This window comes from Pseudomonas sp. L13 (assembly GCF_009935965.1).
GTDB lineage: Bacteria > Pseudomonadota > Gammaproteobacteria > Pseudomonadales > Pseudomonadaceae > Aquipseudomonas > Aquipseudomonas lactis.
The window spans coordinates 21,949-47,445 of the sequence record NZ_QODJ01000051.1 but is presented as its reverse complement, the minus strand read 5'-3'; the positions used below and the strand labels follow the sequence as shown (position 1 = coordinate 47,445).

The following is a 25,497-nucleotide window of genomic DNA, read 5'->3' as shown; positions in this document are numbered from 1 at the left end:
AGCGGCGTGATTTTTAAGAGCAAAAACAATGAGTTATTTTTTGTTTGATAAGAGCTGGCTTGCCTGCGATGGCGGCCGTTCAATCGACAGCGATGTCGAATGTACTTTGGCCTGGGCCGGCATCCCGGCTTTTGCAAAGTGAGCCGCCATTGGGCGGAACCCTAAGTGGCCGTTACCGCAGAAATGGATATGTACTCGGTATTACGGTGTCGACTGTGAGGCCGTCTTCGCAGGCAAGCCAGCTCCCACATTTTGCCCCTATTTCAAATCAAGCCCTGTCGCTGGGTCTTGACTCACCACACCACCACCTCGCGCACCTTCACCAGCGCCTCACGCAACGCCGCCATCGGCACCGAGCCCAGGGCCAGGCGCAGCGCGTGGGGCACCTGGGCCGAGACCGCGAACGGTTCGGCGGTTGAAACAGAGATGCCTGCACGCTGCAAGGTCATGGCGACCCGATCGGCGCGGGCGTCTTCCGCCAACGGCAGCCACAGAAAGTAGGAGGACGGGTGGCTGATGGTCTTCACACCGGTCAGCACCTGTGCCGCCAACGCCTGGCGAGCCTGGGCATCGGCGCGCTTTTGCGCCTCCAGTTGCGCCACCGTGCCGTCTTCGAGCCAGCCCACCGCAATCGCACTCATCACCCCTGGCACGTTCCAGGTGGTGGCCATGATCGTGCGTTCCAGGCCGTTAACCCAAGCCATAGGCGCAGCGATAAAGCCCACGCGCAACCCAGTGGCAACACTCTTGGACAGCCCGCCGATATACACCGTGCGCTCCGGTGCAAGAGTCGCCAAGGGTGGCGGTGCTTCTTCGGCGAGAAACGCATAGGCACCATCCTCGATGATCATCAAGTTGTGCTGCCGGGCGATTGCCACCAAGCCCTCGCGCTGCGCCAGGCTCATTACCCAGCCCAGCGGGTTGTGCAGGGTCGGCATGCTGTACACCGCTCGCACCGGGCGCTGGCGACACAGGCTGTGCAGGTGGTCCAGGTCCGGGCCGCTGGCGGTGACCGGGATGGCGACGAGTTCCAGGTGCAGGGTTTCGGCCAGCACCTTGAAACCCGAATAGGTCAGCGCATCCACCGCCACCACATCCCCAGGCTTGAGTAAGGTCATCATGCTCACCGCCAGGCCATGCTGGGCGCCGCTGACCACCAGCACCTGCTCGGCTTGCACCGTCAGCCCTCGGTTCAACAAGTGCCGGGCCACGGCGGCGCGCTCGTGCTCACGCCCGGCATGGGGCTGGTAACGCAGCAGCGCCTCCAAGTCGCCGGACAGGGCGAGTTGGCGCAACGCCGTGCGCAGCAGCTCGGCCTGACCGGGCAAGGACGGGTAGTTGAAATTCAGGTCCAGCAAACCCGCCGCAACCGTCATCTGCCCACTGCCCTGCCCCGGCGGTAAGGCAATCTCACGCACGAAAGTGCCACGGCCGGTCTCGCCACTGACCAGGCCCATGGCTTCCAACTCGCTGTACACCCGGCTGGCGGTGACCAGCGCCAGGCCATGCTCGGCCGCCAATTGCCGATGGGTGGGCAGCCGTGTACCAGGCAGCCATTGGCCGCTGCGGATGGCCTCGGCGAAGGTATCGACCAGCGACTTGTAGCGAGCACGGGGCATAAGGATGTATCCATGACAATTTTTTGATTGTCTTAATCTTCAATCCTAGGATGCCTAGCACGCAACTGCCTTTTCAGGACGCTCCCATGGAACGCACTTCTCCCCTAGGCACTCTGGACAACAGCACTCAGGGTTGGATCAACGGCTTTATCGGCGTGGTGATTTTCAGCGGCTCGCTGCCAGCCACGCGCCTGGCAGTGATGGAATTCGACCCGGTGTTCCTGACCATGATCCGCGCCACCCTCGCTGCGCTACTGGGGTTGTGCCTGCTGGGGTTATTCAAGGAAAAACGCCCCACGCGCCAGCAATGGGTACCGCTGGTCATCGTCGCGCTTGGCGTGGTGATCGGCTTTCCATTGCTGACGGCCCTGGCTTTGCAGTACGTGACCTCGGCCCACTCCATCGTCTTTATCGGCCTGCTGCCGCTGGCCACGGCGGTGTTTGGCGTGCTGCGCGGCGGTGAGCGGCCGCGGCCGGTGTTTTGGTTGTTTTCGATCCTGGGCAGCCTGTTGGTGATGGGTTACGCCGTTGCCCAAGGCTTGAGCGCCGCACCCGCTGGCGATGTGCTGATGCTGTTGGCGGTGCTGGTGTGCGGCCTGGGGTATGCCGAAGGCGCCAAGCTGTCGCGCAGCCTGGGTGGCTGGCAGGTGATCTGCTGGGCGCTGGTGATATCGTTGCCGGTGGTGGCGCCCTTTAGCCTGCTGCTGGCGCCTGCCACCCTCAGCGGTATCAGCCTGCCGGCGTGGTTGAGCCTGGGCTACGTGGCGTTGTTCAGCATGTTGATCGGTTTTGTGTTCTGGTACCGCGGCCTGGCCCAGGGCGGCATTGCCGCGGTCGGCCAGTTGCAGTTGCTGCAACCCTTCTTCGGCCTGGCGCTGGCAGCCGGTTTGCTGCATGAACAGGTCAGCCTGGGCATGGTGCTGGTGACGGTGGCGGTGATTGCGTGCGTGGCCGGGGCGAAGAAGTTTGCTCGCTAACCCCTGGCCTGCTAAATAGAAGCGTCGCCTTAAAAAAACAATAAGGACTCTGCATGCACAGCGCTTCTCTCCAGGACACCACGGCGCCGGAAGGCATCTGCTACGGCTGCGGCAGCAACAACCCCCATGGCCTGCACATCAAGAGCCGCTGGGATGACGACGGCGTGCACGTCATTGCCGAGCACCAACCCGAGGCCAAATACAGCGGCTGGCCGGACCTGGTCTACGGCGGCCTGATCGCCATGCTGGTGGACTGCCACTCCAACTGGACCGCCATGGCCTACCACTACCGCGCCGAACAGCGAGAACCTGGCAGCCTGCCGCGCATCGATTGCGTCACCGGCAACCTGGGGATCAAATTCATCAAGCCCACGCCCATGGGTGTGCCACTGGTCCTGCGCGCTCGGGTCGAAGGCGAAGTCGGCCGCAAAAGCCGTGTGGTCTGCGAAGTGTATGCAGGCAGCGTGCTCACCGCCGTCGGCGACTCGGTATTCGTGCGCGTTGATACCGGGCAACTGGCCGCTGCCGCCCATGGTCGCGCGGTTTGATCCTGGTCTACAGTGACGGCAACCGCTAATCGAGGACTGCACCGATGACTCGTCTGACCGCGAAAGACTTTGCTCCCGAACTGCTGGAACTCTACGACGGCTACGCCCACGGCAAGATCAACCGCCGCGAATTTCTCGACCGCGCCGCGCTGTTCACCCTCGGTGGCCTTACCGCTTCGGCATTGCTCGCGGCGCTGAGCCCCAATTACGCCCTGGCCGAACAGGTGAAGTTCACCGACCCGGACATCGTCGCCGACTACATCACCTACCCCTCGCCCAAAGGCAACGGCACCGTGCGCGGCTACCTGGTGCGCCCAGCCAAGGCCGCAGGCAAGCTGCCCGCCGTGGTGGTGGTGCATGAAAACCGCGGCCTGAACCCCTATATCGAAGACGTCGCCCGACGCCTGGCAAAGGCCGGCTTTATCGCCCTGGCTCCGGACGGCCTGACCTCGGTGGGCGGCTACCCTGGCAATGATGAAAAAGGCGTGGCGCTGCAACAAACGGTCGACCCGACCAAGCTGATGAACGACTTCTTCGCCGCCATCGAATGGCTGATGCACCACGACAGCAGCACGGGCAAGGTCGGCATCACCGGGTTCTGTTACGGCGGTGGCGTGACCAATGCAGCGGCGGTGGCCTACCCGGAACTGGGCGCGGCAGTGTCGTTCTACGGGCGCCAACCCGACGCCAAGGACGTGCCGCGCATCAAGGCGCCGATCATGTTGCATTTCGGTGAACTGGATACGCGCATCAATGAAGGCTGGCCGGCGTATGAGCAGGCATTGAAGGCCGCAGGTACGACGTACGAGGCGTTCATCTACAAGGGCGCCAACCACGGTTTCCATAATGACTCGACGCCGCGCTATGACGAGGCAGCGGCGAACCTTGCCTGGGAACGTACCCTGGGATGGTTCCGCCAATACCTGGCGTAGGAGCGAGCTTGCTCGCGAGAAACGACAACGATAACGCGGGCTTCCTGAAGAGACGCGGCGCCTGGGAGTTTTTCGCGAGCAAGCACGCTCCTACATTAACAATTGCATGCCTGCAACCAACCTTTGAACGCCACCATCGCTGACGTCTCAGCCCGCGACTGCAAGCGCGTCAGCCAATAGCTGCCCGTCGTGATCCCCACCTCGAACGGCTGGCGGATCACATCGCTCTCCAATTGCCGCGAGAACATCAGGGCCGGCGCCAGTGCTACGCCAGCCCCTTGCAGCGCGGCCTCCATCATCGCCAGCGAGGAGTCGAACACCACGCTGCGCGGCACCCGGGTGTCACCGGGCAAGCCGGCAGCCTGGAACCACAGGTTCCACTCATCGGCACGGTAGGAACGCAGCAAGGTGTGCTTCAACACGTCAGCCGGGCTGCGCAGTTGTTCGGCAATCTGCGGCACGCACAACACCGTCAACGGTGCCTCAAGCAAAGGGCAGGCATCGGTGCCGTGCCAGGCGCCGGCGCCAAAGCGGATGGCATAATCCAGGCCCTCGGCGGCGACATCCACACGGTTGTTGTGGGTGGACAAGCGCAAGTCGATCAACGGGTAGCGGCTATGAAAATCCGCCAGGCGCGGCAACAACCAGCCCACCGCAAAGGTACCGACCGCCCCCACCGTCAATACTTCACGGTAATGCCCGCCTTCAAACTGATCCAAGGTCAGGGCAATACGGTCGAAGGCGTCACGCAGCACGGGCAACAGGGACTCGCCTTCGCTGGTGAGCATCAAGCCCCGTGGCAGGCGCTTGAACAGCGTGACGTTGAGTTGCGCTTCGAGGCTTTTGACCTGATGACTGACCGCCGCTTGGGTCACGCATAACTCGATGGCCGCACGGGTAAGGCTCAAATGACGCGCCGACGCTTCGAAGGCGCGCAAGGCATTGAGCGGCAGATGGGAACGCAACATGGCTTGGCCCAAATTTTTCTAATGGCTAGTGCGAGATATCATCGTTTGCCCGCTCCCGGAAATCCACCTACATTTGCCACGCCTGCGCAGGCTCCGATCGTCACTGCCTTACTTACATGGAAGCGAAGCATGAAACACACCCTGAAAAAATATGCGATCTCAGCCTTGTTGCTTGGGGCCGGCAGCTGCATGGCCGCCACCGATATGCGCCAGGTCGTGGACAGCCACGTCACCCCTCTGATGAAACAGCAAGGCATCGCCGGCCTGACGGTCGCGGTCGTCCAAGACGGCAAGGTGCAATACTTTAATTACGGCGTCGCCGCCAAGGACACTCAGGCACCTGTCACCGAAAACACCCTGTTCGAAATCGGCTCAGTGAGCAAAACCTTCAACGCCACCCTCGGCGGATATGCCCAGGCGATCGGCAAGCTCAAGCTGTCGGACATGACCAGCCAACACCTGCCCGTGCTGGCTGGCAGCGCGTTCGATCGCATCAGCCTGCTGCAGTTGGCGACCTATACCCCCGGCGGCCTGACGCTGCAATTTCCGGAGGCCGCCGACAGCGCCACCACCATGATGGATTATTTCCAGCATTGGAAACCCACTTATGCGCCGGGGGAACAACGCCTGTATTCCAACCCCAGCATTGGCCTGTTCGGTTACGTGACAGCAAAAAGCCTGGGCCAGCCGTTCACCGTCGCCATGGAAAAAACCCTGCTGCCCAAGCTGGGCTTGACCAACACCTATACGCGCGTTCCCGCCGACAAGGCCGGCCAATACGCCCAGGGCTATGACAGCCAGCAGAAACCAGTACGCGTCAACCCCGGTGCCCTGGACTTCGAAGCCTACGGTATCAAGAGCAGCAGCCAGGACCTGGCCCGCTACGTGATCGCGAACATGCACCCGCAAACCCTGGAGCAACCGGTGCAGCAGGCCATTGCCACCACTCACGCCGGCTACTACACCGTCAACGGCATGACCCAGGGCCTGGGCTGGGAACGCTACCCCTACCCCATCGCGCTGCAAGCGTTGCTTGAGGGCAACTCCACACCGATGGCGATGCAGCCGCACAAGGTTAACTGGCTCAAACCCGCCCAGGCGCAGCCTGCCAACGTGCTCTACAACAAAACCGGCTCCACCGGCGGCTTTGGCGCCTATGTGGCGTTTGTGCCAAGCAAGGACATGGGTGTGGTGATCCTCGCCAACAAGAACTACCCGAATGCCGAGCGGGTGAAAGTGGCGTATGCGATCTTGAATGCGATGGATAACTGAAGCCGGCGATACCCCCGATGGGCGGGGCTGGCCTTAGCGTCGGCGGTGCACGTTTGAAGATCGCCGGCCTCTAGGTACAATCACCGCCCTCTCCCACTCCCCCAAGGATCCGCCATGTCCGGGCTTGAACTGTTTGCCGCCGCCCTGGGGGTAATCGCCGTCTGGCTGACGGTCAAACAAAACCCCTGGTGCTGGCCCATCGGCTTGGTGATGGTGCTGCTCTACACCTGGGTGTTCTTTGAGGTCAAGCTCTACTCCGACATGCTCCTGCAAGTGGTCTATGCGGCCTTGCAGGTGTATGGCTGGTGGCAGTGGACCCGCGCTGGCGAGGTCAAGCAGGGCCGCCAAGTCACAAGCCTGGGCGTGCCGGCGATCATGGCCAGCCTGGCTGTGGGTGCCGTCGGCAGTCTGCTGCTGGGCGCCGCCATGGCCCACTGGACCGACGCCGCCCAGCCTTGGCTCGACGCCGCGCTCACCGGCTTCAGCCTGGTGGCGCAAATGTGGATGGCGCAAAAACGTGTGCAGTGCTGGGCCTTGTGGATCGTGGTGGATGTGATCTTCGTCGGCCTGTTCCTTTACAAAGGCCTCTACCTCACCGCCGCGCTCTACGCACTGTTTACCGTGATTGCCGTGCAAGGCTGGCGCGAGTGGCGCGCCGACCCGGCGTTGCGCGCATGAAGGTGGTGGTATTGGCAGGCCCCGAATCCAGCGGCAAGAGCTGGCTGGCGGCGCAGTTGCACGCGCACTTCGGCGGGTTGATGGTGGGGGAATATGTGCGCTACTTCATCGATCAGCATCAGCGCGACACCACCCTGGCGGATATCCCGGCCATTGCCCAAGGCCAGTTGGCCTGGGAGGATGCCGCCCGCGCCAAACGCCCCGCGCTGCTGATCCTCGACACCCACCTGCTGACCAACAGGCTCTGGAGCCAGACCCTGTTCGGCGACTACCCCGGCTGGCTGGATGACGAACTGCTGGCGCGGCATTACGACCTGCACCTGCTGCTCTCCCCCGAGGACGTGGAATGGAGCGCAGACGGCCAGCGCTGCCAGCCGGAACTGGCGGATCGCCGGGCGTTTTTCCAGGCCAGCCTGGAGTGGATGCAGCAGCACCAACAGCCACTGGTGGTGATTCGCGGGAGCTGGGAACAACGGCGCCAGGCGGCGTTTGCCGCGGTAACCCAGTTGCTGTAGGAGCGAGCTTGCTCGCGAAAAACTCACAGGCGCCGCGTTTATCCAGAAAACACGCGTTATCGTTGACGTTTTTCGCGAGCAAGCTCGCTCCTACAGGATTTTGATTTCGAGCAGTTGCGGGCCGTCGTCGATAGGCGCAAGAAATTTCATGAAGTCTTCGCGCACCACCACCTGGCCAGCCGCCAGGAATTTGTGTTCGTGTTCGCTCAACTGTTGGTGTCGCGTTGCACCAGTTTGAGCCGCAAGCCGTAATGCGGTTAATGCGAGACCAGCCCTGCCAGCTTTTCATCGTCCTCAACGAGCAGGACCTTGCCCAGCCCCAGGTTTTCCATAAATTCCCGGTGTGGATGCGCGGATTGAAAAAGGGCCATTATAGGTGGCAAGCTGGCCGACAGAAGCCGCTGGCCAGCACCCAGCGACGAAGCTTCATGCTGTTAAGAGTTTTTAACAAATAGCCTGCAGTTTTTAACGCCATTGACAGGGAGTTCCATGCGCAAGGATTACCTGGCGTTCTTCATTTCGCTGTTCCTGTCACGGTTGGCCGACCAGATTTTGCTGTTTATCGTGCCCCTGATCGTGTTCCAGACCACTCAAAGCGTGTCGTGGGCGGGGTTGGCGTTCTTTGCCGAGTCGCTGCCGCGTTACCTGGCGTTCCCGGTGTGCGGGGCGTTGTGCGACAGGTTTTCACCGGTGCGTATCCTGCATATCAGCCAGGTGTATCGGGCCTTGGCGTGTGTGGTAGCGATGGCGTGTTATGGGCTGTTCGACGGCATCCATTGGCTGGTGATGCTGTCCGCGTTGTGCGGCGTGTTGACCACCCAGGGCATCATGGCGCGGGAAGTGGTGATGCCGCATATCTTCGGGCAGTACACCTACGCCAAGACCTTGTCCTATTCGCAAATCGCCGACCAGAGCGGGCTGGTGCTCGGCCCGTTGGTGGCGGCGCTGGTGCTGGAAGTCTGGGCGTGGCCTTGGGTGGTGCTGGGGGTGGCCGTGCTGTTTGTGCTGGCGGACCTGGCGATGCTGATCTGGCAGCGCAACACCACGGTGAACCTGGAAATACACCAACAGCACCCGGGTATCTGGCTGCAACCATTGCGCACCGCCTTCGGCCACATCTTCAGCCGGGTGGAGTTGAAGCGCATCATCGTCCTGGCGGTCGGCGTGAACCTGATAGTCGGCGTGACGCTGGCCACCTCGGCCGCCATGGTCACCGGCCACTTCGCAGCGGGCAAAAACGCCTATGCCCTGCTGCAAGCCGCCGGGGCGTTGGTCACCATTGCTATCCTGTTCTACCTGGCGCGTTCATCACTTAAGCTGAAGGTGCTGGGCGGGCTGTCGTATTCGATGATCAGCGTCGGCGCGCTGATCACCGCGCTCAGCCCCAGCGTGTGGGCCTACGCGGTGGGCTTCCTGCTGGTGAGCGGCTTCGACAAGATGTTCAACGTGTATCTTCGCAGCACCCGCCAAAGGGTGATCCCGGTGCAGGACTTCGGCAAGACAGTCGGCGTGATGACCTTGCTCAACAACCTGGCCCAGCCCCTGGCGGGCTTGCTGATTGCCGTGCTGGCAGCGCCCTTGGGCACGCCCACGGTGATCCTGCTGCTGGCGGGGATCACCGCCTTGATCGGTGTGGCCGTGGCCTCAGGCTGGCACGCCACTGTGAAAGCGGAATTCGACGTCGGGTGACTCGATCAGGTCCTGCTCGGTGGCCCGCACCCGCTCGATCACCTGGGCAATGTCCTTGGCGTCGCCGTACTGGTAGGCCAGCTTCAGGTAACCCTGGAAGTGCCGCGCCTCGCTCTTGAGCAAGCCGAAGTAGAACTTGCCGAGTTCTTCGTCCAAATGCGGCACGAGTGCTTCGAAACGCTCGCAACTACGCGCTTCGATAAAGGCGCCTACCACCAGGGTGTCCACCAGCTTAACCGGCTCATGGCTGCGCACCACCTTGCGCAAGCCCGAGGCATAACGGCCGGCGTGCAGTTGACGCAGTTCGACCTTGCGTTTTTTCATCAGGCGCATGACCTGCTCGTGGTGCACCAGCTCTTCGCGGGCCAGGCGCGACATCATGTTGATCAGGTCAACGTGGCCGTAGTACTTGGCCATCAGGCTCAAGGCGGTGCTGGCGGCTTTGAATTCGCAGTTCTTGTGGTCGATCAGCAGGGTTTCCTGATCGGCCAATGCGGCCTGCACCCAGGCATCGGGGGTGCGGCAGCCGAGGAATTCATGGATTTCGGGCAGGTTCATCGGGCTCACGGGCATAGGATACAAAAGGGCGCCGATTATACCGACCCCGCCGCAGACCACCAGCCACCGGCCTTGATGTGTATCAACATGGCGGCTGCCAGCCAGCAACTATAGTTATCCAACGCCCGCCCTTTTTGGAGATCCCGACCATGCAAGCCATCCGCAGCATCCTGGTGGTCATCGAGCCCGAGCATTCGGAAAGCTTGGCCCTCAAGCGTGCCAAGCTGATTGCCGGGGTGACCGGCGCGCACCTGCACTTGCTGGTCTGTGACAAGAAACACGAACATTCGGCGCTGCTGAGCCTGCTCAAGCAAGGCTTGACGGAAGACGGCTACAGCGTCACCACCGAGCAAGCGTGGAACGACAGCCTGCATGAAACCATCATTGATGTGCAGCAAGCCGAAGGCTGCGGCCTGGTGATCAAGCAGCACTTCCCCGACAGCCCGCTGAAAAAAGCCCTGCTGACCCCGGCGGACTGGAAGTTGCTGCGCTATTGCCCAACACCAGTGTTGCTGGTCAAGACCGCTACCCCCTGGGCGGGCGGCGTGATCCTGGCGGCCATCGACGTGGGCAACACAGACGGCGAACACCGCTCGCTACACCATTCGATCATCGACCATGGCTTTGATATCGCCAGCCTGGCCAAAGCCAAATTGCATGTCATCAGTGCCCACCCGTCGCCCATGCTGTCGGCGGCCGACCCGACCTTTCAACTCAAGGAAACCATCGAGGCGCGCTATCGCGAGCAGTGCAAGGCATTCCAGGCTGAGTTCGACGTAGACGACAGTCACCTGCATATCAAGGAAGGCCCGGCCGATGTGCTGATCCCGCATATGGCCCATAAGCTCCAGGCGGCGGTGACCATCATCGGCACGGTGGCACGCACGGGGATTTCCGGCGCGTTGATCGGCAATACGGCGGAGGTAGTGCTGGATTCATTGGAAAACGATGTGCTGGTGCTCAAACCGCAGACGCTCATGGATCACCTGCAAGAGCTGGCGACCAAGCCCTGACACTGAAGATCAACTGTAGGAGCGAGCTTGCTCGCGAAAAACGCCAACGATAACGCGCGCTTCCTGAATAAACGCGGCGCCTTTAAGTTTTTCGCGAGCAAGCTCGCTCCTACATTGACCTCGTCAGTCAGTTACCCAGCGAATCTTTCAAAAAGGCCGGGGCGATATAGCGCTGGTAATGCGCCTCGGACAAAATAAAAAACTCGCGATCAATAGCATCGCGCAATTCCGGCAGCGCCCAGTCGCGAAACTCCGGCAACAGCACCATGCCATAGGCCTCCAGGTTATTGATCACCCGGGCTCCACGGGCGATCAACTGGTAGGCCCAGCAATACTCGGACTGGTGTGGCACAAAGCGAATCTTGCGTTGCTCCAACTGCCCGCGCAGGGTCTTGGGGTCGAAAACCTCCACTTTGCCGGCCATGACCTGCACCAGCAATTGCTCAAGCCTGAGCCAGACCGCGCGTTTTTCTTCTTCGTTATAGCCGTTCCACTGGATCACTTCATGGTGGAAACGCTTGCATCCACGGCACACGAGATCGCCGTAGACCGTGGAACACAGGCCGACGCAGGGAGTCTTGATGGTTTGGTTGGGCATGGGCAGCAACACGCAAATCAGCGAAACAGTGCGCCATGTTAGCCCTTTGTCTAAGGTTGATCACCCAGCAAACTTGAGCAGGCAACTTACCTTTAGATTTTTTTTGCCGTAGAATCACCCGGCCTTGTAAGGCGCCAATAATCCGCTGGAAGCTGTTTTCAAAGCGTCACGAGCACAGTCGTTCCTTCAGAACGGTGTTGGCGCAGGTTCGACCCGCTAGGTCAGAGCCCGCGCCAACCCTCATCAGCTCCGTTCTGCAGGCGTAAAACTTTGAAAGCAGCTTCTGTAAGGAATGCCGGCAGCGCTGGCTTTGCGGCCCAAAAAGCCCCCGAGCGCATGCGTGCCGTTCATTTCTGGATGAGCGTCCCGTGGGACCACTGATGAGGGTAATAACTGTGCTTGAAGCCTACCGCAAACATATCGAAGAGCGTGCAGCACTGGGTATCGTTCCCCAGCCGCTTAACGCCGAACAAACCGCAGGCCTGGTCGAGCTGCTGAAAAATCCTCCGGCTGGCGAAGAAGAATTCCTCGTTGACCTGATCACCAACCGCATTCCACCAGGCGTTGACGAAGCCGCTTACGTCAAGGCCGGTTTCCTGTCTGCCCTGGCCAAGGGCGAAGCCACTTCCCCCCTGATCGACAAGAAACGCGCTGTTGAACTGCTCGGCACCATGCAAGGCGGCTACAACATCGTGACGTTGGTCGAGCTGCTGGACGACGCCGAACTGGCGCCCGTCGCGGCCGCCCAGCTCAAGCACACCCTGCTGATGTTCGATGCGTTCCACGACGTCGCCGAAAAAGCCCGCAACGGCAACGAACACGCCAAAGGCGTGATCCAGTCCTGGGCTGACGGCGAGTGGTTCCGCAACCGCCCTACCCTGGCCGACAAGATCAGCCTGCGCGTCTTCAAGGTCACCGGCGAAACCAACACTGACGACCTGTCGCCTGCGCCTGACGCCTGGTCCCGTCCTGACATCCCGCTGCACGCCCTGGCCATGCTGAAAATGGCCCGTGAAGGCATCGTGCCGGACGAGCAAGGCAAGACCGGCCCGATGAAGCAGATCGAAGAGATGCGCGGCCAAGGCTTCCCGATTGCCTACGTGGGCGACGTGGTCGGTACCGGTTCGTCGCGTAAATCGGCGACCAACTCGGTGCTGTGGTTCTTCGGCGACGACGTGCCTTACGTGCCGAACAAGCGTGCCGGCGGTTTCTGCTTCGGCAGCAAGATCGCTCCGATCTTCTACAACACCATGGAAGATGCTGGCGCACTGCCAATCGAATTCGACGTCACCAACATGAACATGGGCGACGTGATCGACCTGTACCCGCATGCTGGCAAAGTCTGCAAGCACGGCACCGACGAAGTCCTGACCACCTTTGAGATGAAGACTCCGGTGCTGTTGGACGAAGTCCGCGCCGGCGGCCGTATCCCGCTGATCATCGGTCGCGGCCTGACCGACAAGGCCCGCGCCGAACTGGGCCTGGGCCCTACCGACCTGTTCAAGCTGCCTGAAGCGCCTGTCGACACTGGCAAAGGCTTCACCCTGGCACAGAAAATGGTCGGCAAGGCTTGTGGCCTGCCAGAAGGCAAAGGCGTTCGTCCTGGCACCTACTGCGAGCCGAAGATGACCACCGTGGGGTCCCAGGACACCACCGGCCCAATGACCCGTGACGAACTCAAAGACCTGGCGTGCCTGGGCTTCTCGACCGACCTGGTGATGCAGTCCTTCTGTCACACCGCGGCTTACCCGAAGCCGATCGACGTGACCACCCACCACACCCTGCCTGACTTCATCATGACCCGTGGCGGTGTATCGCTGCGTCCAGGCGACGGCATCATCCACAGCTGGCTGAACCGCATGCTGCTGCCGGACACCGTCGGTACCGGTGGTGACTCCCACACCCGTTTCCCGATGGGCATCTCGTTCCCGGCCGGTTCTGGCCTGGTCGCGTTTGCCGCCGCCACCGGCGTCATGCCGCTGGACATGCCGGAATCGATCCTGGTGCGCTTCAAAGGCAAGATGAAACCTGGCATCACCCTGCGTGACCTGGTTCATGCCATTCCTTACTACGCGATCCAGGCTGGCCTGCTGACCGTAGAGAAGAAAGGCAAGAAGAACGCCTTCTCTGGCCGCATCCTGGAAATCGAAGGCCTGAATGACCTGACGCTGGAACAGGCTTTCGAGCTGTCCGACGCCTCGGCTGAACGTTCGGCTGCCGGTTGCACCATCAAGCTGTCCAAAGAGTCCGTCACCGAGTACCTGAACTCCAACATCACCCTGCTGCGCTGGATGATCGGCGAAGGCTACGGCGATGCACGCACCCTGGAACGTCGCGCCCAAGCGATGGAAGCCTGGGTTGCCAACCCGGAACTGATGGAAGCCGATGCCGACGCCGAATACGCCGAAATCATCGAGATCGACCTGTCCGAAATCAACGAGCCGATCCTCTGCGCGCCAAACGACCCGGACGACGCCCGTCTGCTGTCCAGCGTCGCTGGCGAGAAGATCGACGAAGTGTTCATCGGTTCGTGCATGACCAACATCGGTCACTTCCGCGCTGCCGGCAAGCTGCTGGAGCAGGTCAAGGGCCAGCTGCCAACCCGTCTGTGGCTGTCGCCGCCGACCAAGATGGACGCTCACCAACTGACCGAAGAAGGCTACTACGGCATCTACGGCAAGGCTGGCGCACGCATGGAAATGCCTGGCTGCTCGCTGTGCATGGGTAACCAGGCACGCGTAGAGCCGAACTCCACCGTGGTGTCGACCTCGACCCGTAACTTCCCGAACCGCCTGGGCGATGGTGCCAACGTCTACCTGGCGTCGGCAGAGCTGGCGGCCGTGGCCTCTACCCTGGGTCGCCTGCCGACCGTCGAAGAGTACATGGGCTACGCGGCGAAACTGGACACCATGGCCAGTGACGTCTACCGCTACCTGAACTTCGACCAGATCGCTGAGTTCCGCAAGATCGCAGCAAGCGCCAACATCCCGGTGATTCAAGCTTAACGGTGTGTTGATGTGAAAGGCGCCGCGTATCGCAAGGTACGCGGCGTTTTTTTATGCCTGGAATTAACCTTCACTGCTAACACAAAAAAATGTGGGAGCTGGCTTGCCTGCGATGGCGTCAGTTCAATCACCTATCTAGTGACTGATACAACGCTATCGCAGGCAAGCCAGCTCCCACACTTTTAGAGCCGTGCAGTCAGATAGACCGCATCAGGGCTCAAGCAACCAACGAATACACCAACGCCGTAATGGCAACCAAGCCGACTGCAGTCACAAACACATTCGACGCCTGCCCACGGTACTTGGCCATGGCCGGCACCTTGCGGATGGCGTACATCGGCATCAGGAACAGAATCGACGCAATCACCGGCCCGCCCAGAGTCTCGATCATGCCAAGGATGCTCGGGTTGAGCGTGGCGACGATCCAGCACACCACCAGCATGAAGGCTGCGGTCATGCGGTCCAGGGTCTTGGGTGCCGGACGGCGGCCAGTCTTGACCACCAGGCCCTTGAGGCCCTCGCTGGCGCCGATGTAGTGGCCCAGGAACGACTTGGCAATCGCCACGAACGCAATCAACGGTGCGGCAAAGGCAATCGTCGGGTTATCGAAGTGGTTAGCCAGATACGACAGGATCGACAGGTTCTGCGCTTTCGCTTCCGCCAACTGCGCGGGCGACAGGGTCAGCACGCAACTGAACACGAAGAACAGCACCATCGCCACCATCAGCAAGTGCGCGCGGGACAGGATCTGCGAACTGCGCTCCTCGGCGTGTGCGCCGTACTGGCGCTTCTGGTCCACCGCGAAGGCCGAGATGATCGGTGAATGGTTGAACGAGAACACCATCACCGGAATCGCCAGCCACAGCGTGTTGAGCAATGCCGACGGTGCCGGGACCTCACTGGCAGTGCTGAGAATGCCGCCATTCCAATGCGGCACCAGGTACACCGCCAGGAACAGCAAGGCGACGATAAACGGATACACCATCAGGCTCATGGCCTTGACGATCACTTGCTCACCGCAGCGCACCACGGCCAGCAGACCCAGGATCAACACAAACGCCAAGATCGCCCGAGGCGGCGGGAGGATATGCAGCTGGTGCTCCATGAAGCTGCTGACGGTATTGGTCAGCGCCACGCTGTAGATCAGCAGGATCGGGAAGATCGCAAAGAAGTACAGCAAGGTGATCAATGCACCGGCCTTGATACCGAAATGCTCTTCAACTACGTCGGTGATATCGGAACCTTCACGGCCGGACAGCACGAAACGGGTCAGCCCACGGTGGGCAAAGAACGTCATCGGGAAAGCCAGCAACGCCAGGATCACCAGCGGCCAGAAGCCCCCCAGGCCCGCGTTGATAGGCAGGAACAACGTACCGGCGCCAATGGCGGTACCGAATAGCCCGAGCATCCAGGTAGTGTCCTGGCGGCTCCAGCTTGTGAGCGTTGCAGGTGTCGTTGCATAGCGTTCGTCGACGCTATTGGCCTGATCATTCATCCGGTCGGATCTCCGCATTCACACGGCCAGGACGAGTCAGAAAAACCTGACAGGCAGCGCCCTGGCCGAAACAAGGGCCGGATTGTCCGGGATTCTCTTGGAGAAGCAAAGACTTAGCTGAGCAATGGTTAGGCGGTGCAGCCGTTCAGAGGCCGCCCTGAGGGGAGGATTTGGATGATTGAGGAGTCGTACAAAAAATAGCTCTTTCCCTTTAACGCACTCAACATACAAGAAGAGTCCGACAACAAGTTCAGAAGTAACCTCCTTCAAAATCATATTATTACTCATACAACGCCTCAACTGTTACAGAACCATACATAGCTATTGAGCGCGCACAAACTCACAAACTAATATCTTCGCGCACCGACCGAAAAGACGATAACAACACTTAGTCAACGTTCAAGGAGTTAGACAATGCGAAGACTCACCCTTGCAGTTACCGGCCTGCTCTTTGCAGGCTTATTAGGCGCGCCTGCCACTTACGCCAAGCCTGTTGAACCCGAGGCGGATATACGTGCCCTGGCCTCCTCGCCCCAATGGCTGACCACCAAAGTCTATATAGAGGGTGAGCCAGAAAACGACGTCAAGGCCCAGTACCCCGGCGTGGTGGGTATATCGATGTGGGACCCGCAGCGCAATCGTTATGAGTTCTTCTACACCGATACGGGGCGCTCGAAACACCCCGACGGCGGGGGCGGCTATTTCCTGGTCACTGGCGACAAACAGACCCACATCCTGGTGCCTGACCTTGGCCCGCACCGCACCATCGTCAGAAGGCTGGAAAAACTGGACAGCACCGAGTTCACGTATTCTCGCGAAGTCCCTCGCGACATGGTAGCGACCAACCCTCCCGTTAGAATTTACGTTGTACATGCCCCTTACACAGGGCCGATAAAGACTCAAATGTCAAACTAGTTGAACACCTTCTTTATATCCAGCCATAAAAACCAACAACAAACGAGGCACTTCATGATAAAGCCATATGATTCATTTAAATCGCTATTAATGCCTGCACTGCTGGCAGCGGTGCTGTTACCCAGCGCAACTACGCTACAGGCCAGCACGACACTGCCCACCAAAAGCATCGCCGCCACACCCGATAACACCGTCATGTTGACCGTGTTTCTTAAACACGACCAATCACGACCCCTGAGCGAATTGAAAGCCCAGCTGGCCAAGCAGGAATTTCACAAAGTCTTCCCGCCGGAAGGTGTCGAAGTCGTCAGCTGGAATATCACCATGGGCATCGGGCAAGTCATCGTGCTGCGTTTACCGGCGTCGCGCCTGGCACAAGTCAACCTGGCCATCGAGAACACGGCGTGGGGTGTCTACAAGACAGAATTCTTCCCGACCTACGATTTCATGCCGATCGCACAAAGAGAGCGAGCCCAGGCACGGCAAACGGGGACTGCGCAGTAGCTGGCAAACTCGCTAAGTGGCCGAGGTGCCCAGGTTTGGCTTGCGCAGCTCGCTTTGTATGGCGTTCTGCGCAATAGCCAGTTTTTCTAACAATTCAGAGGTTTCGTGGGCCGTCAGCGCCATAAGTGGGAGGTCCCAGTCATAATTCTTGATGACGTTTATCCGAAAACCACCCGCCGCATCAAATTCTGGGTACCAACCCACATCCAGTAACAATCCCTCGGCGAACTCCACCTGGAGCATATCTTCCTTTAACAGATCGACCTGCTTGGCCACTGCAATATCCTGCAGGTGCGACAGATCGTCATGGGTGACTGTGCCACCGGTAAAGTTAAGCGAGATCAATTTGTTAACCTCCTGAATTCCTGTTCAGAAATCGGGTGACCATGAATAGCACCAGCGCTGAGCTCTATCCGCACCCAGCGGCTGAGTTTGCCATGGCTGGCCCCAATGCAACGGGAGAACTCCATCACTTTCCAAGGTTTTCCATTGGTAGTGGGCGTTCCGTTTTTATAAGCCTCCCTTTCAAGCTTTTCAATAGCGATACCTGGCCTGTACTTGGCGGGACCAATCAGCGTACTGGCGATCACTGTTCTCCAGGGAACCTGGGCTGAGGGGCAGTGTTTGTAACCATACGGTGTCCATTCGATCTCTTCGGGTGTGGCAGGAACAGGTATCCATGTCGTCTCTGCTGGTGGGAAAGTCATTGAAGTCTTGCGCAAAAAAGCGGGCGCGGATGGACGGTCTGTAAAATCAGACGGGCCTTACGGGCGAGGAAATTTTTCCATCTCAATAAAACGCTCTGTCTTACAAATCCCGCATACTCATGCTCTCAAACCCTTCAGGAAGAGCCTTGCGATGCCCACCACTGTTCTGGTCCTGGTTGAAACCATCAACGAATACCTGCAAATCATCGAAAGCAGTGACTTTCATGTGATCCTGGCGCCGACGCCCGCTGAACGCGCCCAGGCGATCAAGACCCACGGTGGGCAGATCCAGGCCGTACTGACCCGTGGCCCGCTGGGGCTTTACGCCGAGGAAATCGCCGCGCTGCCCCTGCTGAAGATCATTTGCGTAATCGGTGCCGGCTACGAGCATGTGGACCTGCAGGCGGCGAGCAACCGTGGGATTGTGGTCACCAACGGTGCTGGCGTGAATGCCCCTTCGGTGGCCGATCATGCCATGGCGTTGTTGCTGGCGCTGGTGCGTGGCATTCCCCAGACAGATGCGGCGGTGCGGCGCGGCGAATGGCCGAAGGTGATGCGCCCTTCCCTGAGCGGTAAACACCTGGGGATTGTCGGGCTGGGGGCGGTGGGGATGGAGATTGCCCAGCGCGCCGCCCTGGGGTTCGGCATGGAGGTGAGTTATCACAACCGCCAACCCCGCGATGACGTGGATTACACCTACTGTGCGACGCCTGTCGAGCTGGCGCGTACCTCGGATTTCCTGGTGCTGGCTACGCCCGGCGGTGCCAGCACTCGCCACCTGATCGACCGCCACGCCCTGGACGCCCTGGGGCCGCACGGTTTTCTGGTCAACATTGGCCGCGGCAGCGTGGTGGCGACCGCCGACTTGGTCGCCGCGCTGGAACAGCGACGCATCGGCGGCGCCGCGCTGGACGTGTTTGACGATGAGCCGGCAGTACCCGATGCCCTCAAGCGCCTGAGCAATACCGTGCTGACGTCCCACGTGGCCGGGCTGTCCCCGGAAGCAGCCCATGACACGGTGCAGCGCGTCGCCGACAACCTGGTGGAATACTTTGCCGGCCGCCCCGTGCTCACACCGGTGGCCTTGCCAGCGCCTGCAAAATGACCGATCAGGCACGCTGATCACGCTTCAACACGCTAACCTATTAAGCCGCCCCGACCTTGTCGCTGGGCGGCTGTGCGCATTAGATTAGGTAATAGTCCAAGGCCTTTAGAATAAGCAGAAGGGATAAGCATGGCGCTGAACGACCAATCGACCCAGATTCGCCCAGGCGAAGAACTTGATGCCAACCTGATCGATCCCTACCTCAAGGCCCATATCCCGGGCTTGGATGGCACGCCCACCATCAGCCAGTTTCCGGGCGGTGCGTCGAACCTGACCTACCTGCTGGAATACCCCGGCCAGGAATTTGTGCTGCGTCGCCCGCCGTTTGGCCACAAGGCCAAGTCTGCCCACGACATGGGCCGCGAATACCGCATTCTCAACCAGCTCAAAGATGGCTTCCCGTACTGCCCCAAAGCCTATGTGCACTGCACCGATGAATCGGTGATCGGCGCCGAGTTCTATGTGATGGAGCGCGTCAACGGCATCATCCTGCGCTCCGACCTGCCGGCTGAACTGGGCCTGGACGCCACCCGCATCGAAGCCTTGTGCAAAAGCTTTATCGACAAATTCGTCGAGCTGCACCAGGTCGACTACACCGCCTGCGGCCTGGCCGACCTGGGCAAGCCCGAAGGCTACGTGGCGCGGCAGATTCGCGGCTGGAGCGAGCGCTATGAAAAAGCCCTGACGCCCGATGCACCAAAGTGGGAGGCGGTACGCGCCTGGCTCAACGACAAGATGCCAGCCGATCACCCCACCTCCAGCATCGTGCACAACGATTACCGCTTCGACAACGTGATCCTCGACCCGCACAACCCGATGCAGATCATCGGCGTGCTGGACTGGGAGCTCACCACCCTGGGCGACCCGCTGATGGACCTGGGCAACACCCTCGCCTACTGGATCGAGGCCGCAGACCCGGCCCCAGTGCAACTGATGCGCCGCCAGCCGAGCAACGCCCCCGGCATGCTCACCCGCCGCCAGTTTGTCGACTACTACGCCGAGCGCTCTGGCATCCAGATCGACAATTTCGATTTCTATTACACCTACGGCCTGTTCCGCCTGGCTGGGATTGTGCAACAGATCTACTACCGCTTCTTCCACGGCCAGACCCAGGACAAACGCTTCGCGCAGTTCATCCACATGAACAAACTGCTGGAGCAGATGAGCCTGAACGTCATCGGCAAATCAGCGCTCTGAGTGCAACTACAAGGAACCCTCATGTCCAAGACCAACCTGTTCGACCTCGACGGCAAGATTGCGTTTGTTTCCGGCGCCAGCCGTGGCATCGGTGAGGCCATCGCCAAATTGCTGGCCCAGCAAGGCGCCCATGTGATTGTCTCCAGCCGCAAGCTGGACGGTTGCCAGCACGTGGCCGATGCGATCATCGCCGAGGGCGGCAAAGCCACGGCCATTGCCTGCCACATTGGTGAAATGGAGCAGATCACCCAGGTATTCGCCGGCATTCGCGAACAGTTCGGCCGTCTGGATATCTTGGTCAACAACGCCGCCACCAACCCGCAGTTCTGCAACGTACTGGACACCGACCTGGGCGCGTTCCAGAAGACCGTTGATGTGAATATCCGTGGCTACTTCTTCATGTCGGTGGAAGCCGGCAAGCTGATGCGCGAGAACGGCGGCGGCAGCATCATCAACGTGGCCTCGATCAACGGCATCTCGCCGGGCGTGTTCCAGGGCATCTACTCGGTGACCAAGGCCGCTGTGATCAACATGACCAAGGTGTTTGCCAAGGAATGTGCGGCCTTTGGCATCCGTTGCAATGCCCTGCTGCCGGGCCTGACCGATACCAAGTTCGCCTCGGCGCTGGTCAAGAACGATTCGATTCTGAACATGGCCCTGGCGCAAATCCCGCTCAAGCGCGTCGCCGCCCCCAGCGAAATGGCCGGCGCGGTGCTGTACCTGGCCAGTGACGCGTCGAGCTATACCACCGGCGTTTCGCTGAATGTGGACGGTGGTTTCTTGTCCTGACGCAACTGGGTTTTTTCAGATCGATTTGCGCGTAACCTTGGCGCAGATCGATCTGTCCCAGGATGAAACATGGAACTGCACCTCGTCATCAGCGGCCGCAAGGACCTGGCTGCCCAGCTTTATCAGCAACTGCGCCAAGCCATCGCCACCGGGCGACTGTCGGCGGGCGCGCAACTGCCCCCCAGCCGACTGCTCGCCGAACAACTGGGCATCTCGCGCAAGACCGTGTCGGACACCTACGCCACCTTGACCTACGAAGGCCTGCTGATTGGCAAGATCGGTCGCGGCACCTTCGTCAATGCGTGGGCGCCACAGCCCGATCGCGTGCAAACCGCCACCGACCTGGCGTGTGCCGCCAACCTGGGCAAGTGGGCGGCACTGCCCTCACCCATGGGCCACCCCGTCCGTGAAGACATCCTGCGCTACGAATTTATCGGCGGCGCGACGACACGCCACCACTTCCCCCAGGACGAATGGCGGCGTTGCACCCAGGATGCATTGCGTCGCATCGCCCAGAACAGTGGTTTTTACAGCCAGCCAGAAGGCGTGCCCGCCCTGCGCGAAGCCATCGCCGGGCATATCGCGTTTTCTCGCGGGGTCAAATGCGGGGCCCGCGATATCGTGGTCACCAACGGGGCACAGCAGGCGCTGGACCTGATCGCCCGCGTGGTGCTTGAGCCCGGCAGCCTGGTCGCGATGGAAGACCCAGGCTACAGCCCCGCACGCCAATTGTTCGTCGCGATGGGCGCCAATGTTGCCAGTGTGGCCGTCGACAAAGAGGGCCTGCAGGTCGACCAGATCCCGGATGGCACCCGCCTGATCTATGTGACGCCGTCCCACCAATTCCCCCTCGGCATGCCCATGAGCCAGGCGCGGCGCGAGGCCCTGCTGGACCGCGCCATTGCGCTCGGCGCGATCATCATCGAAGACGATTACGACAGCGAATTCCGCTACGAAGGCCGCCCCACCGACTCCCTGCAAAGCATGGATACCCGAGGCGTGGTGACCTACGTCGGCACCTTCTCCAAAACCCTGTCGCCGGAGTTACGCCTGGGCTATGCGGTGCTGCCGCCGGCCATCCACGGTGCGGTGCTCAAGGCCAAGAAATTGACCGACCAGCACAGCGCTACCTTGCCGCAGTGGGCACTGGCCAAATTCATCAGCGAAGGTTACCTGCTCAAGCATATTCGTCGCTGTCACAGCCTCTATGCGGGGCGTCGCGAACGCATATTGCAGCGTCTGACGGGCGATCTGTCACCGTGGTTCGAGGCCGTGCCCACGGTGGCGGGTTTTCACCTGGCGGCGCTGTGCAAGGTGCCGGTCAATATTCCCTTACTGATGGAACGGGCGCGTGAGGTCGAGGTGGGGTTGTATCCCCTGGACGTGTTCTTTCACGATCTGCCGGTGCGCTCGGGGCTGATTCTGGGGTTCGGTGCCATCGAGACCCTGGACATTGACCCGGCGCTGGACAAGGTCCGCGATATTCTCCTGCAGATTGGCTAGGCGGTTTTCCGGCGCATTGGTCATTGGTGGCAAGCCCCTGGCGGCGTAGGGTGAAGCGGTCTTTCACCGGATGGAACCCTCATCATGAAACGCTTATTCGCTGCCACACTGATGCTCGCCTCCCTCAGTGCGTTTGCCCACGACCCGGTCTACAACCAGGAAACGCTCAAGGTGCTGCAAGAACACGCCTTGACTAACGTGCCGGGCAAGAAAACCATCATGCTCACCGTGGACTACGCCCCCGGCCAAGCCACCGTGCCCCACAGCCACACCGGCACCGCCGTGGCGTATGTGCTCGAAGGCCAGATTACCTCGCGGGTCAATGATGAAAAGGCGATCACCTACAAAGCCGGGCAATCGTTCTACGAGCCGGCCGGCTCGCGGCATTTCGAGTCGAGCAATGCCAGCCAGACCCAACCGGCCAAGCTGCTGGTGGTGATGGTGCTGGATGACAAGGCTGAGGTGCTTACCCCGCTTGCACAGTAACCCGCCACACCATAAATCCCTGTGGGAGCTGGCTTGCCTGCGATAGCGGTGGGTCAGTAAAAGATGAGCTGGCTGATACACCGCTATCGCAGGCAAGCCAGCTCCCACAGTTTTAACCGTGCTTCGTCAGGGACGTTTGAACAGGTTGCGCTGGTGTTCAATGCGCGGCCGGCACTCGCAACCCTCCAAGTGGTCATTGACCATCCCCATCGCCTGCATCAACGCATACATCGTGGTCGGGCCGACAAAGGTCCATCCGCGCTTCTTCAAGGCTTTCGATAACCGTACCGAAGCGGGTGACGTTGGATTGGCCGTCCAGTAAGCCATGTCCACCACTGCCGGCCGTTCTTGCGCGCCGGGTTCGAACGCCCACAGCCAGCGCGCCAGCGAGCCGGTCTCCTCCACCAGTTCACAGGCCCGGCGTGCATTGTTGATGGCCGAGACGATCTTCGCGCGATTGCGCACAATGCCCGGGTCGCTCATCAACCGCTCGACGTCCGCCTCGCCGTATTGCGCCACCCGGCGAAAATCAAAACCCTCGAAGGCCTGGCGAAAGTTTTCGCGCTTGCGCAGGATGGTGATCCATGCCATCCCCGCCTGAACCCCCTCCAGGCAGATCTTCTCGTACAGCGCGATGTCATCCGCCACCGGCACGCCCCACTCGTGGTCGTGGTAATGCAGGTACGCAGGCGCTGCAGCGCGCCAGGCGCAATAGATGCGCCCTGCTTCGTCGGTTGTCAGCCCTGGTTGGTCCATCCATCACCTCGTATGCCGAAGGCGATGATACGCAAAAAAAATTAATCCCCGCCAACCGCTCAAGCGTCGCACTTACCGACCAACTGGTCAGACCGGGACCTGCCAACCGCCAAATATTTGCTTGTGATTTGAAAAAAACCGAGCGTAGACTGGCCCCGCACTGGACTTACCGGTAAGACCACAACAATTAAGCCCTGGAACCACCAGGGCACCGAATAGAGATCCCTCCCATGCTCAGATGGTGCTCGCGTTCGATTTTCCTGCAAGTCGTGATTGGCCTGATGCTCGGCATCGCCTGCGGCCTGGCCCTTCCCGAATTCTCCTCGCAACTCAAACCCTTGGGTGACGGCTTCATCAAGCTGATCAAAATGCTGATTGGCCTGATCGTGTTCTGCGTGGTGGTCAGCGGTATTTCCGGCGCGGGCGACTTGAAGAAGGTCGGGCGCATCGGCCTCAAGTCGGTGATCTATTTTGAGATGCTGACCACCGTCGCTCTGGTGCTCGGCCTGATCATGGCCTTCAGCACCGGCATCGGCAGCGGCGCCAATATTCACCTGGAGCAACTCTCTTCCGCCGGTTTGAATGAACTGGCCGACAAGGGCCAGCACATCCGCGGCACCAGCCAGTTCCTGATGGAGTTGATCCCCAACTCGGTGATCGGTGCGTTTGCCGACAACAACGTGCTGCAAGTGCTGCTGTTCTCGGTGCTGTTCGGCAGCGCTTTGAACCTGGTGGGCGAAGCGGCCAGCGGCATCTCGCGGCTGATCAATGAATTGAGCCATGTGATCTTCCGCATCATGGGCATGATCGTGCGCCTGGCGCCGATTGGCGTATTCGGTGCCATCGCGTTCACCACCAGCACCTACGGCCTGGACTCGCTGCAACACCTGGGCAGCCTGGTGGGGCTTTTCTACCTGACCTGCTTTGCCTTCGTGGCGGTCATTCTCGGGCTGGTGATGCGCCTGTCGGGCCTGCGCATGTGGCCGCTGCTCAAGTACCTGCGCGAAGAGCTGCTGATCGTGATGGGCACCGCTTCATCCGACGCGGTGTTGCCGCAGATCATGCGCAAGCTGGAACACCTGGGCATTGGCAGCTCCACCGTGGGCTTGGTGATTCCCACCGGCTACTCGTTCAACCTCGACGGTTTCTCCATCTACCTGACCCTGGCCATCGTGTTTATCGCCAATGCCACCGGCACACCGCTGTCGATGACCGACTTGCTGACCATCCTCCTGGTATCGTTGATCACCTCCAAGGGCGCCCATGGCATTCCCGGCTCGGCGCTGGTGATCCTGGCGGCAACGCTCACGGCGATCCCGGCGATTCCGGTGGTAGGCCTGGTGTTGGTGCTGGCGGTGGACTGGTTCATGGGCATCGGCCGGGCGCTGACCAACCTGATCGGCAACTGCGTGGCCACCGTGGCGATTGCGCGCTGGGAAAAAGACATTGATATCCAGCGTGCCAACAAGGTGCTCGACGGCCAGCAAGGCTATGCCTTCCAGGCCAAGAAGCCGGTGGTGCCGGCGCATCAGGAGTTCTAACAACGTTACCGCTGCCCCCTGTAGGAGCGAGCTTGCTCGCGAAAAACTTCAAGACACCGCGAGCATCCAGGCTGCCCGCGCTATCGTTGACGATCTTCGCGAGCAAGCTCGCTCCTACAGATGGCGG

The 25,497-nt window shown here is 60.5% G+C and carries 25 protein-coding genes and 2 pseudogenes; 17 read left to right on the top strand and 10 right to left on the bottom strand.

Going from position 1 to position 25,497, the window contains the following annotated elements; all coding sequences use genetic code 11:
• Positions 1-293 precede the first annotated feature (293 nt).
• A complete protein-coding gene (locus tag DK871_RS21950; protein WP_161906609.1) occupies positions 294-1,619 on the bottom strand; it encodes a PLP-dependent aminotransferase family protein in 1,326 nt (441 codons plus the stop codon).
• Between the two features lie 86 nt (positions 1,620-1,705).
• Here DK871_RS21950 and DK871_RS21945 point away from each other — a divergent pair, with 86 nt between their 5' ends.
• From DK871_RS21945 to yghX, 3 genes are read left to right on the top strand one after another with little or no spacing between them, the layout of a single operon-like run.
• Positions 1,706-2,596: a DMT family transporter gene (locus DK871_RS21945; protein ID WP_161906608.1), complete on the top strand. Its 891-nt coding sequence runs from the start codon at positions 1,706-1,708 to the stop codon at positions 2,594-2,596.
• 53 nt (positions 2,597-2,649) lie between these two features.
• On the top strand, positions 2,650-3,144 hold the full coding sequence (locus DK871_RS21940) for a PaaI family thioesterase (protein ID WP_161906607.1): 495 nt from the start codon (positions 2,650-2,652) through the stop codon (positions 3,142-3,144).
• Positions 3,145-3,188: 44 nt separating this feature from the next.
• Positions 3,189-4,076 carry a YghX family hydrolase gene (gene yghX / locus DK871_RS21935; RefSeq protein WP_161906606.1) on the top strand — a complete coding sequence of 296 codons (888 nt, stop codon included), beginning with the start codon at positions 3,189-3,191 and terminating at the stop codon, positions 4,074-4,076.
• Between the two features lie 95 nt (positions 4,077-4,171).
• Here yghX and DK871_RS21930 read toward each other — a convergent pair whose 3' ends face one another.
• A complete protein-coding gene (locus DK871_RS21930) occupies positions 4,172-5,044 on the bottom strand; it encodes a LysR family transcriptional regulator (RefSeq protein ID WP_161906605.1) in 873 nt (290 codons plus the stop codon).
• 129 nt (positions 5,045-5,173) lie between these two features.
• On the opposite strand from DK871_RS21930, the gene ampC reads away from it, so the two are divergent.
• The 3 genes from ampC to DK871_RS21915 all read left to right on the top strand — a co-directional run bounded on the left by ampC (position 5,174) and on the right by DK871_RS21915 (position 7,509).
• A complete protein-coding gene (gene ampC, locus DK871_RS21925; RefSeq protein ID WP_161906604.1) occupies positions 5,174-6,316 on the top strand; it encodes a class C beta-lactamase in 1,143 nt (380 codons plus the stop codon).
• Positions 6,317-6,430: 114 nt separating this feature from the next.
• Positions 6,431-6,994, top strand: coding sequence for a nicotinamide riboside transporter PnuC (pnuC, locus tag DK871_RS21920; protein ID WP_003190841.1), 564 nt, complete (start codon positions 6,431-6,433; stop codon positions 6,992-6,994).
• Entirely contained in the window at positions 6,991-7,509 is a 519-nt protein-coding gene (locus tag DK871_RS21915; RefSeq protein ID WP_161906611.1) for an AAA family ATPase, read from the top strand. The genes pnuC and DK871_RS21915 overlap by 4 nt, the downstream gene beginning before the upstream one ends.
• A 96-nt stretch (positions 7,510-7,605) precedes the next feature.
• On the opposite strand, the pseudogene DK871_RS29485 reads toward DK871_RS21915, so the two are convergent.
• Positions 7,606-7,766, bottom strand: a pseudogene (locus DK871_RS29485) (two-component sensor histidine kinase); the annotation flags it as partial.
• Positions 7,767-7,769: 3 nt separating this feature from the next.
• A pseudogene (locus tag DK871_RS21905) lies at positions 7,770-7,841 on the bottom strand (DNA-binding response regulator); the annotation flags it as partial.
• Between the two features lie 157 nt (positions 7,842-7,998).
• Here DK871_RS21905 and DK871_RS21900 point away from each other — a divergent pair.
• Entirely contained in the window at positions 7,999-9,198 is a 1,200-nt protein-coding gene (locus DK871_RS21900; RefSeq protein ID WP_161906603.1) for an MFS transporter, read from the top strand.
• On the opposite strand, the gene DK871_RS21895 is transcribed toward DK871_RS21900, so the two are convergent.
• Entirely contained in the window at positions 9,154-9,756 is a 603-nt protein-coding gene (locus DK871_RS21895) for a tRNA-(ms[2]io[6]A)-hydroxylase (protein WP_032892116.1), read from the bottom strand. The genes DK871_RS21900 and DK871_RS21895 overlap by 45 nt on opposite strands.
• Before the next feature lie 149 nt (positions 9,757-9,905).
• Here DK871_RS21895 and DK871_RS21890 point away from each other — a divergent pair, with 149 nt between their 5' ends.
• On the top strand, positions 9,906-10,769 hold the full coding sequence (locus DK871_RS21890; protein WP_161906602.1) for a universal stress protein: 864 nt from the start codon (positions 9,906-9,908) through the stop codon (positions 10,767-10,769).
• A gap of 127 nt (positions 10,770-10,896) precedes the next feature.
• On the opposite strand, the gene DK871_RS21885 is transcribed toward DK871_RS21890, so the two are convergent.
• On the bottom strand, positions 10,897-11,367 hold the full coding sequence (locus DK871_RS21885; protein WP_161906601.1) for a DUF1289 domain-containing protein: 471 nt from the start codon (positions 11,365-11,367) through the stop codon (positions 10,897-10,899).
• Between the two features lie 395 nt (positions 11,368-11,762).
• Here DK871_RS21885 and acnB point away from each other — a divergent pair, with 395 nt between their 5' ends.
• Positions 11,763-14,372: a bifunctional aconitate hydratase 2/2-methylisocitrate dehydratase gene (gene acnB / locus DK871_RS21880; RefSeq protein WP_003190828.1), complete on the top strand. Its 2,610-nt coding sequence runs from the start codon at positions 11,763-11,765 to the stop codon at positions 14,370-14,372.
• Between the two features lie 217 nt (positions 14,373-14,589).
• On the opposite strand, the gene DK871_RS21875 is transcribed toward acnB, so the two are convergent.
• Complete coding sequence (locus DK871_RS21875; RefSeq protein WP_032892121.1) at positions 14,590-15,867, bottom strand: serine/threonine transporter; 1,278 nt, start codon at positions 15,865-15,867, stop codon at positions 14,590-14,592.
• Between the two features lie 414 nt (positions 15,868-16,281).
• On the opposite strand from DK871_RS21875, the gene DK871_RS21870 reads away from it, so the two are divergent.
• Complete coding sequence (locus DK871_RS21870; RefSeq protein WP_161906600.1) at positions 16,282-16,782, top strand: DUF4822 domain-containing protein; 501 nt, start codon at positions 16,282-16,284, stop codon at positions 16,780-16,782.
• 90 nt (positions 16,783-16,872) lie between these two features.
• Positions 16,873-17,286: a hypothetical protein gene (locus DK871_RS21865; protein ID WP_032897465.1), complete on the top strand. Its 414-nt coding sequence runs from the start codon at positions 16,873-16,875 to the stop codon at positions 17,284-17,286.
• Positions 17,287-17,298: 12 nt separating this feature from the next.
• On the opposite strand, the gene DK871_RS21860 is transcribed toward DK871_RS21865, so the two are convergent.
• Together DK871_RS21860 and DK871_RS28685 are read right to left on the bottom strand one after the other, a co-directional pair.
• On the bottom strand, positions 17,299-17,631 hold the full coding sequence (locus DK871_RS21860) for a hypothetical protein (protein ID WP_161906599.1): 333 nt from the start codon (positions 17,629-17,631) through the stop codon (positions 17,299-17,301).
• Positions 17,628-17,876: a hypothetical protein gene (locus DK871_RS28685; RefSeq protein ID WP_178116074.1), complete on the bottom strand. Its 249-nt coding sequence runs from the start codon at positions 17,874-17,876 to the stop codon at positions 17,628-17,630. The genes DK871_RS21860 and DK871_RS28685 overlap by 4 nt, the downstream gene beginning before the upstream one ends.
• A gap of 268 nt (positions 17,877-18,144) precedes the next feature.
• On the opposite strand from DK871_RS28685, the gene DK871_RS21855 reads away from it, so the two are divergent.
• The 5 genes from DK871_RS21855 to DK871_RS21835 all read left to right on the top strand — a co-directional run bounded on the left by DK871_RS21855 (position 18,145) and on the right by DK871_RS21835 (position 23,073).
• Positions 18,145-19,098: a 2-hydroxyacid dehydrogenase gene (locus DK871_RS21855; protein ID WP_161906598.1), complete on the top strand. Its 954-nt coding sequence runs from the start codon at positions 18,145-18,147 to the stop codon at positions 19,096-19,098.
• A 129-nt stretch (positions 19,099-19,227) separates the two neighbouring features.
• Positions 19,228-20,295, top strand: a complete 1,068-nt coding sequence (locus DK871_RS21850; RefSeq protein ID WP_161906597.1) for a phosphotransferase family protein — start codon at positions 19,228-19,230, stop codon at positions 20,293-20,295.
• Between the two features lie 21 nt (positions 20,296-20,316).
• Positions 20,317-21,084 (top strand): SDR family oxidoreductase, encoded by a 768-nt coding sequence (locus DK871_RS21845; RefSeq protein ID WP_161906596.1) that lies wholly within the window; start codon positions 20,317-20,319, stop codon positions 21,082-21,084.
• Positions 21,085-21,153: 69 nt separating this feature from the next.
• Positions 21,154-22,587, top strand: a complete 1,434-nt coding sequence (locus DK871_RS21840; protein WP_161906595.1) for a PLP-dependent aminotransferase family protein — start codon at positions 21,154-21,156, stop codon at positions 22,585-22,587.
• 84 nt (positions 22,588-22,671) lie between these two features.
• The gene (locus DK871_RS21835; RefSeq protein ID WP_098951742.1) at positions 22,672-23,073 is read left to right on the top strand and encodes a cupin domain-containing protein; all 402 of its coding nucleotides are present in this window, start codon (positions 22,672-22,674) and stop codon (positions 23,071-23,073) included.
• A gap of 126 nt (positions 23,074-23,199) precedes the next feature.
• Here the strand turns inward: DK871_RS21835 and DK871_RS21830 are convergent, their stop codons facing one another.
• Positions 23,200-23,829 (bottom strand): DNA-3-methyladenine glycosylase I, encoded by a 630-nt coding sequence (locus DK871_RS21830; protein WP_161906594.1) that lies wholly within the window; start codon positions 23,827-23,829, stop codon positions 23,200-23,202.
• A gap of 215 nt (positions 23,830-24,044) precedes the next feature.
• Here DK871_RS21830 and DK871_RS21825 point away from each other — a divergent pair, with 215 nt between their 5' ends.
• Positions 24,045-25,370: a C4-dicarboxylate transporter DctA gene (locus DK871_RS21825; RefSeq protein ID WP_178116075.1), complete on the top strand. Its 1,326-nt coding sequence runs from the start codon at positions 24,045-24,047 to the stop codon at positions 25,368-25,370.
• Positions 25,371-25,497 lie beyond the last annotated feature (127 nt).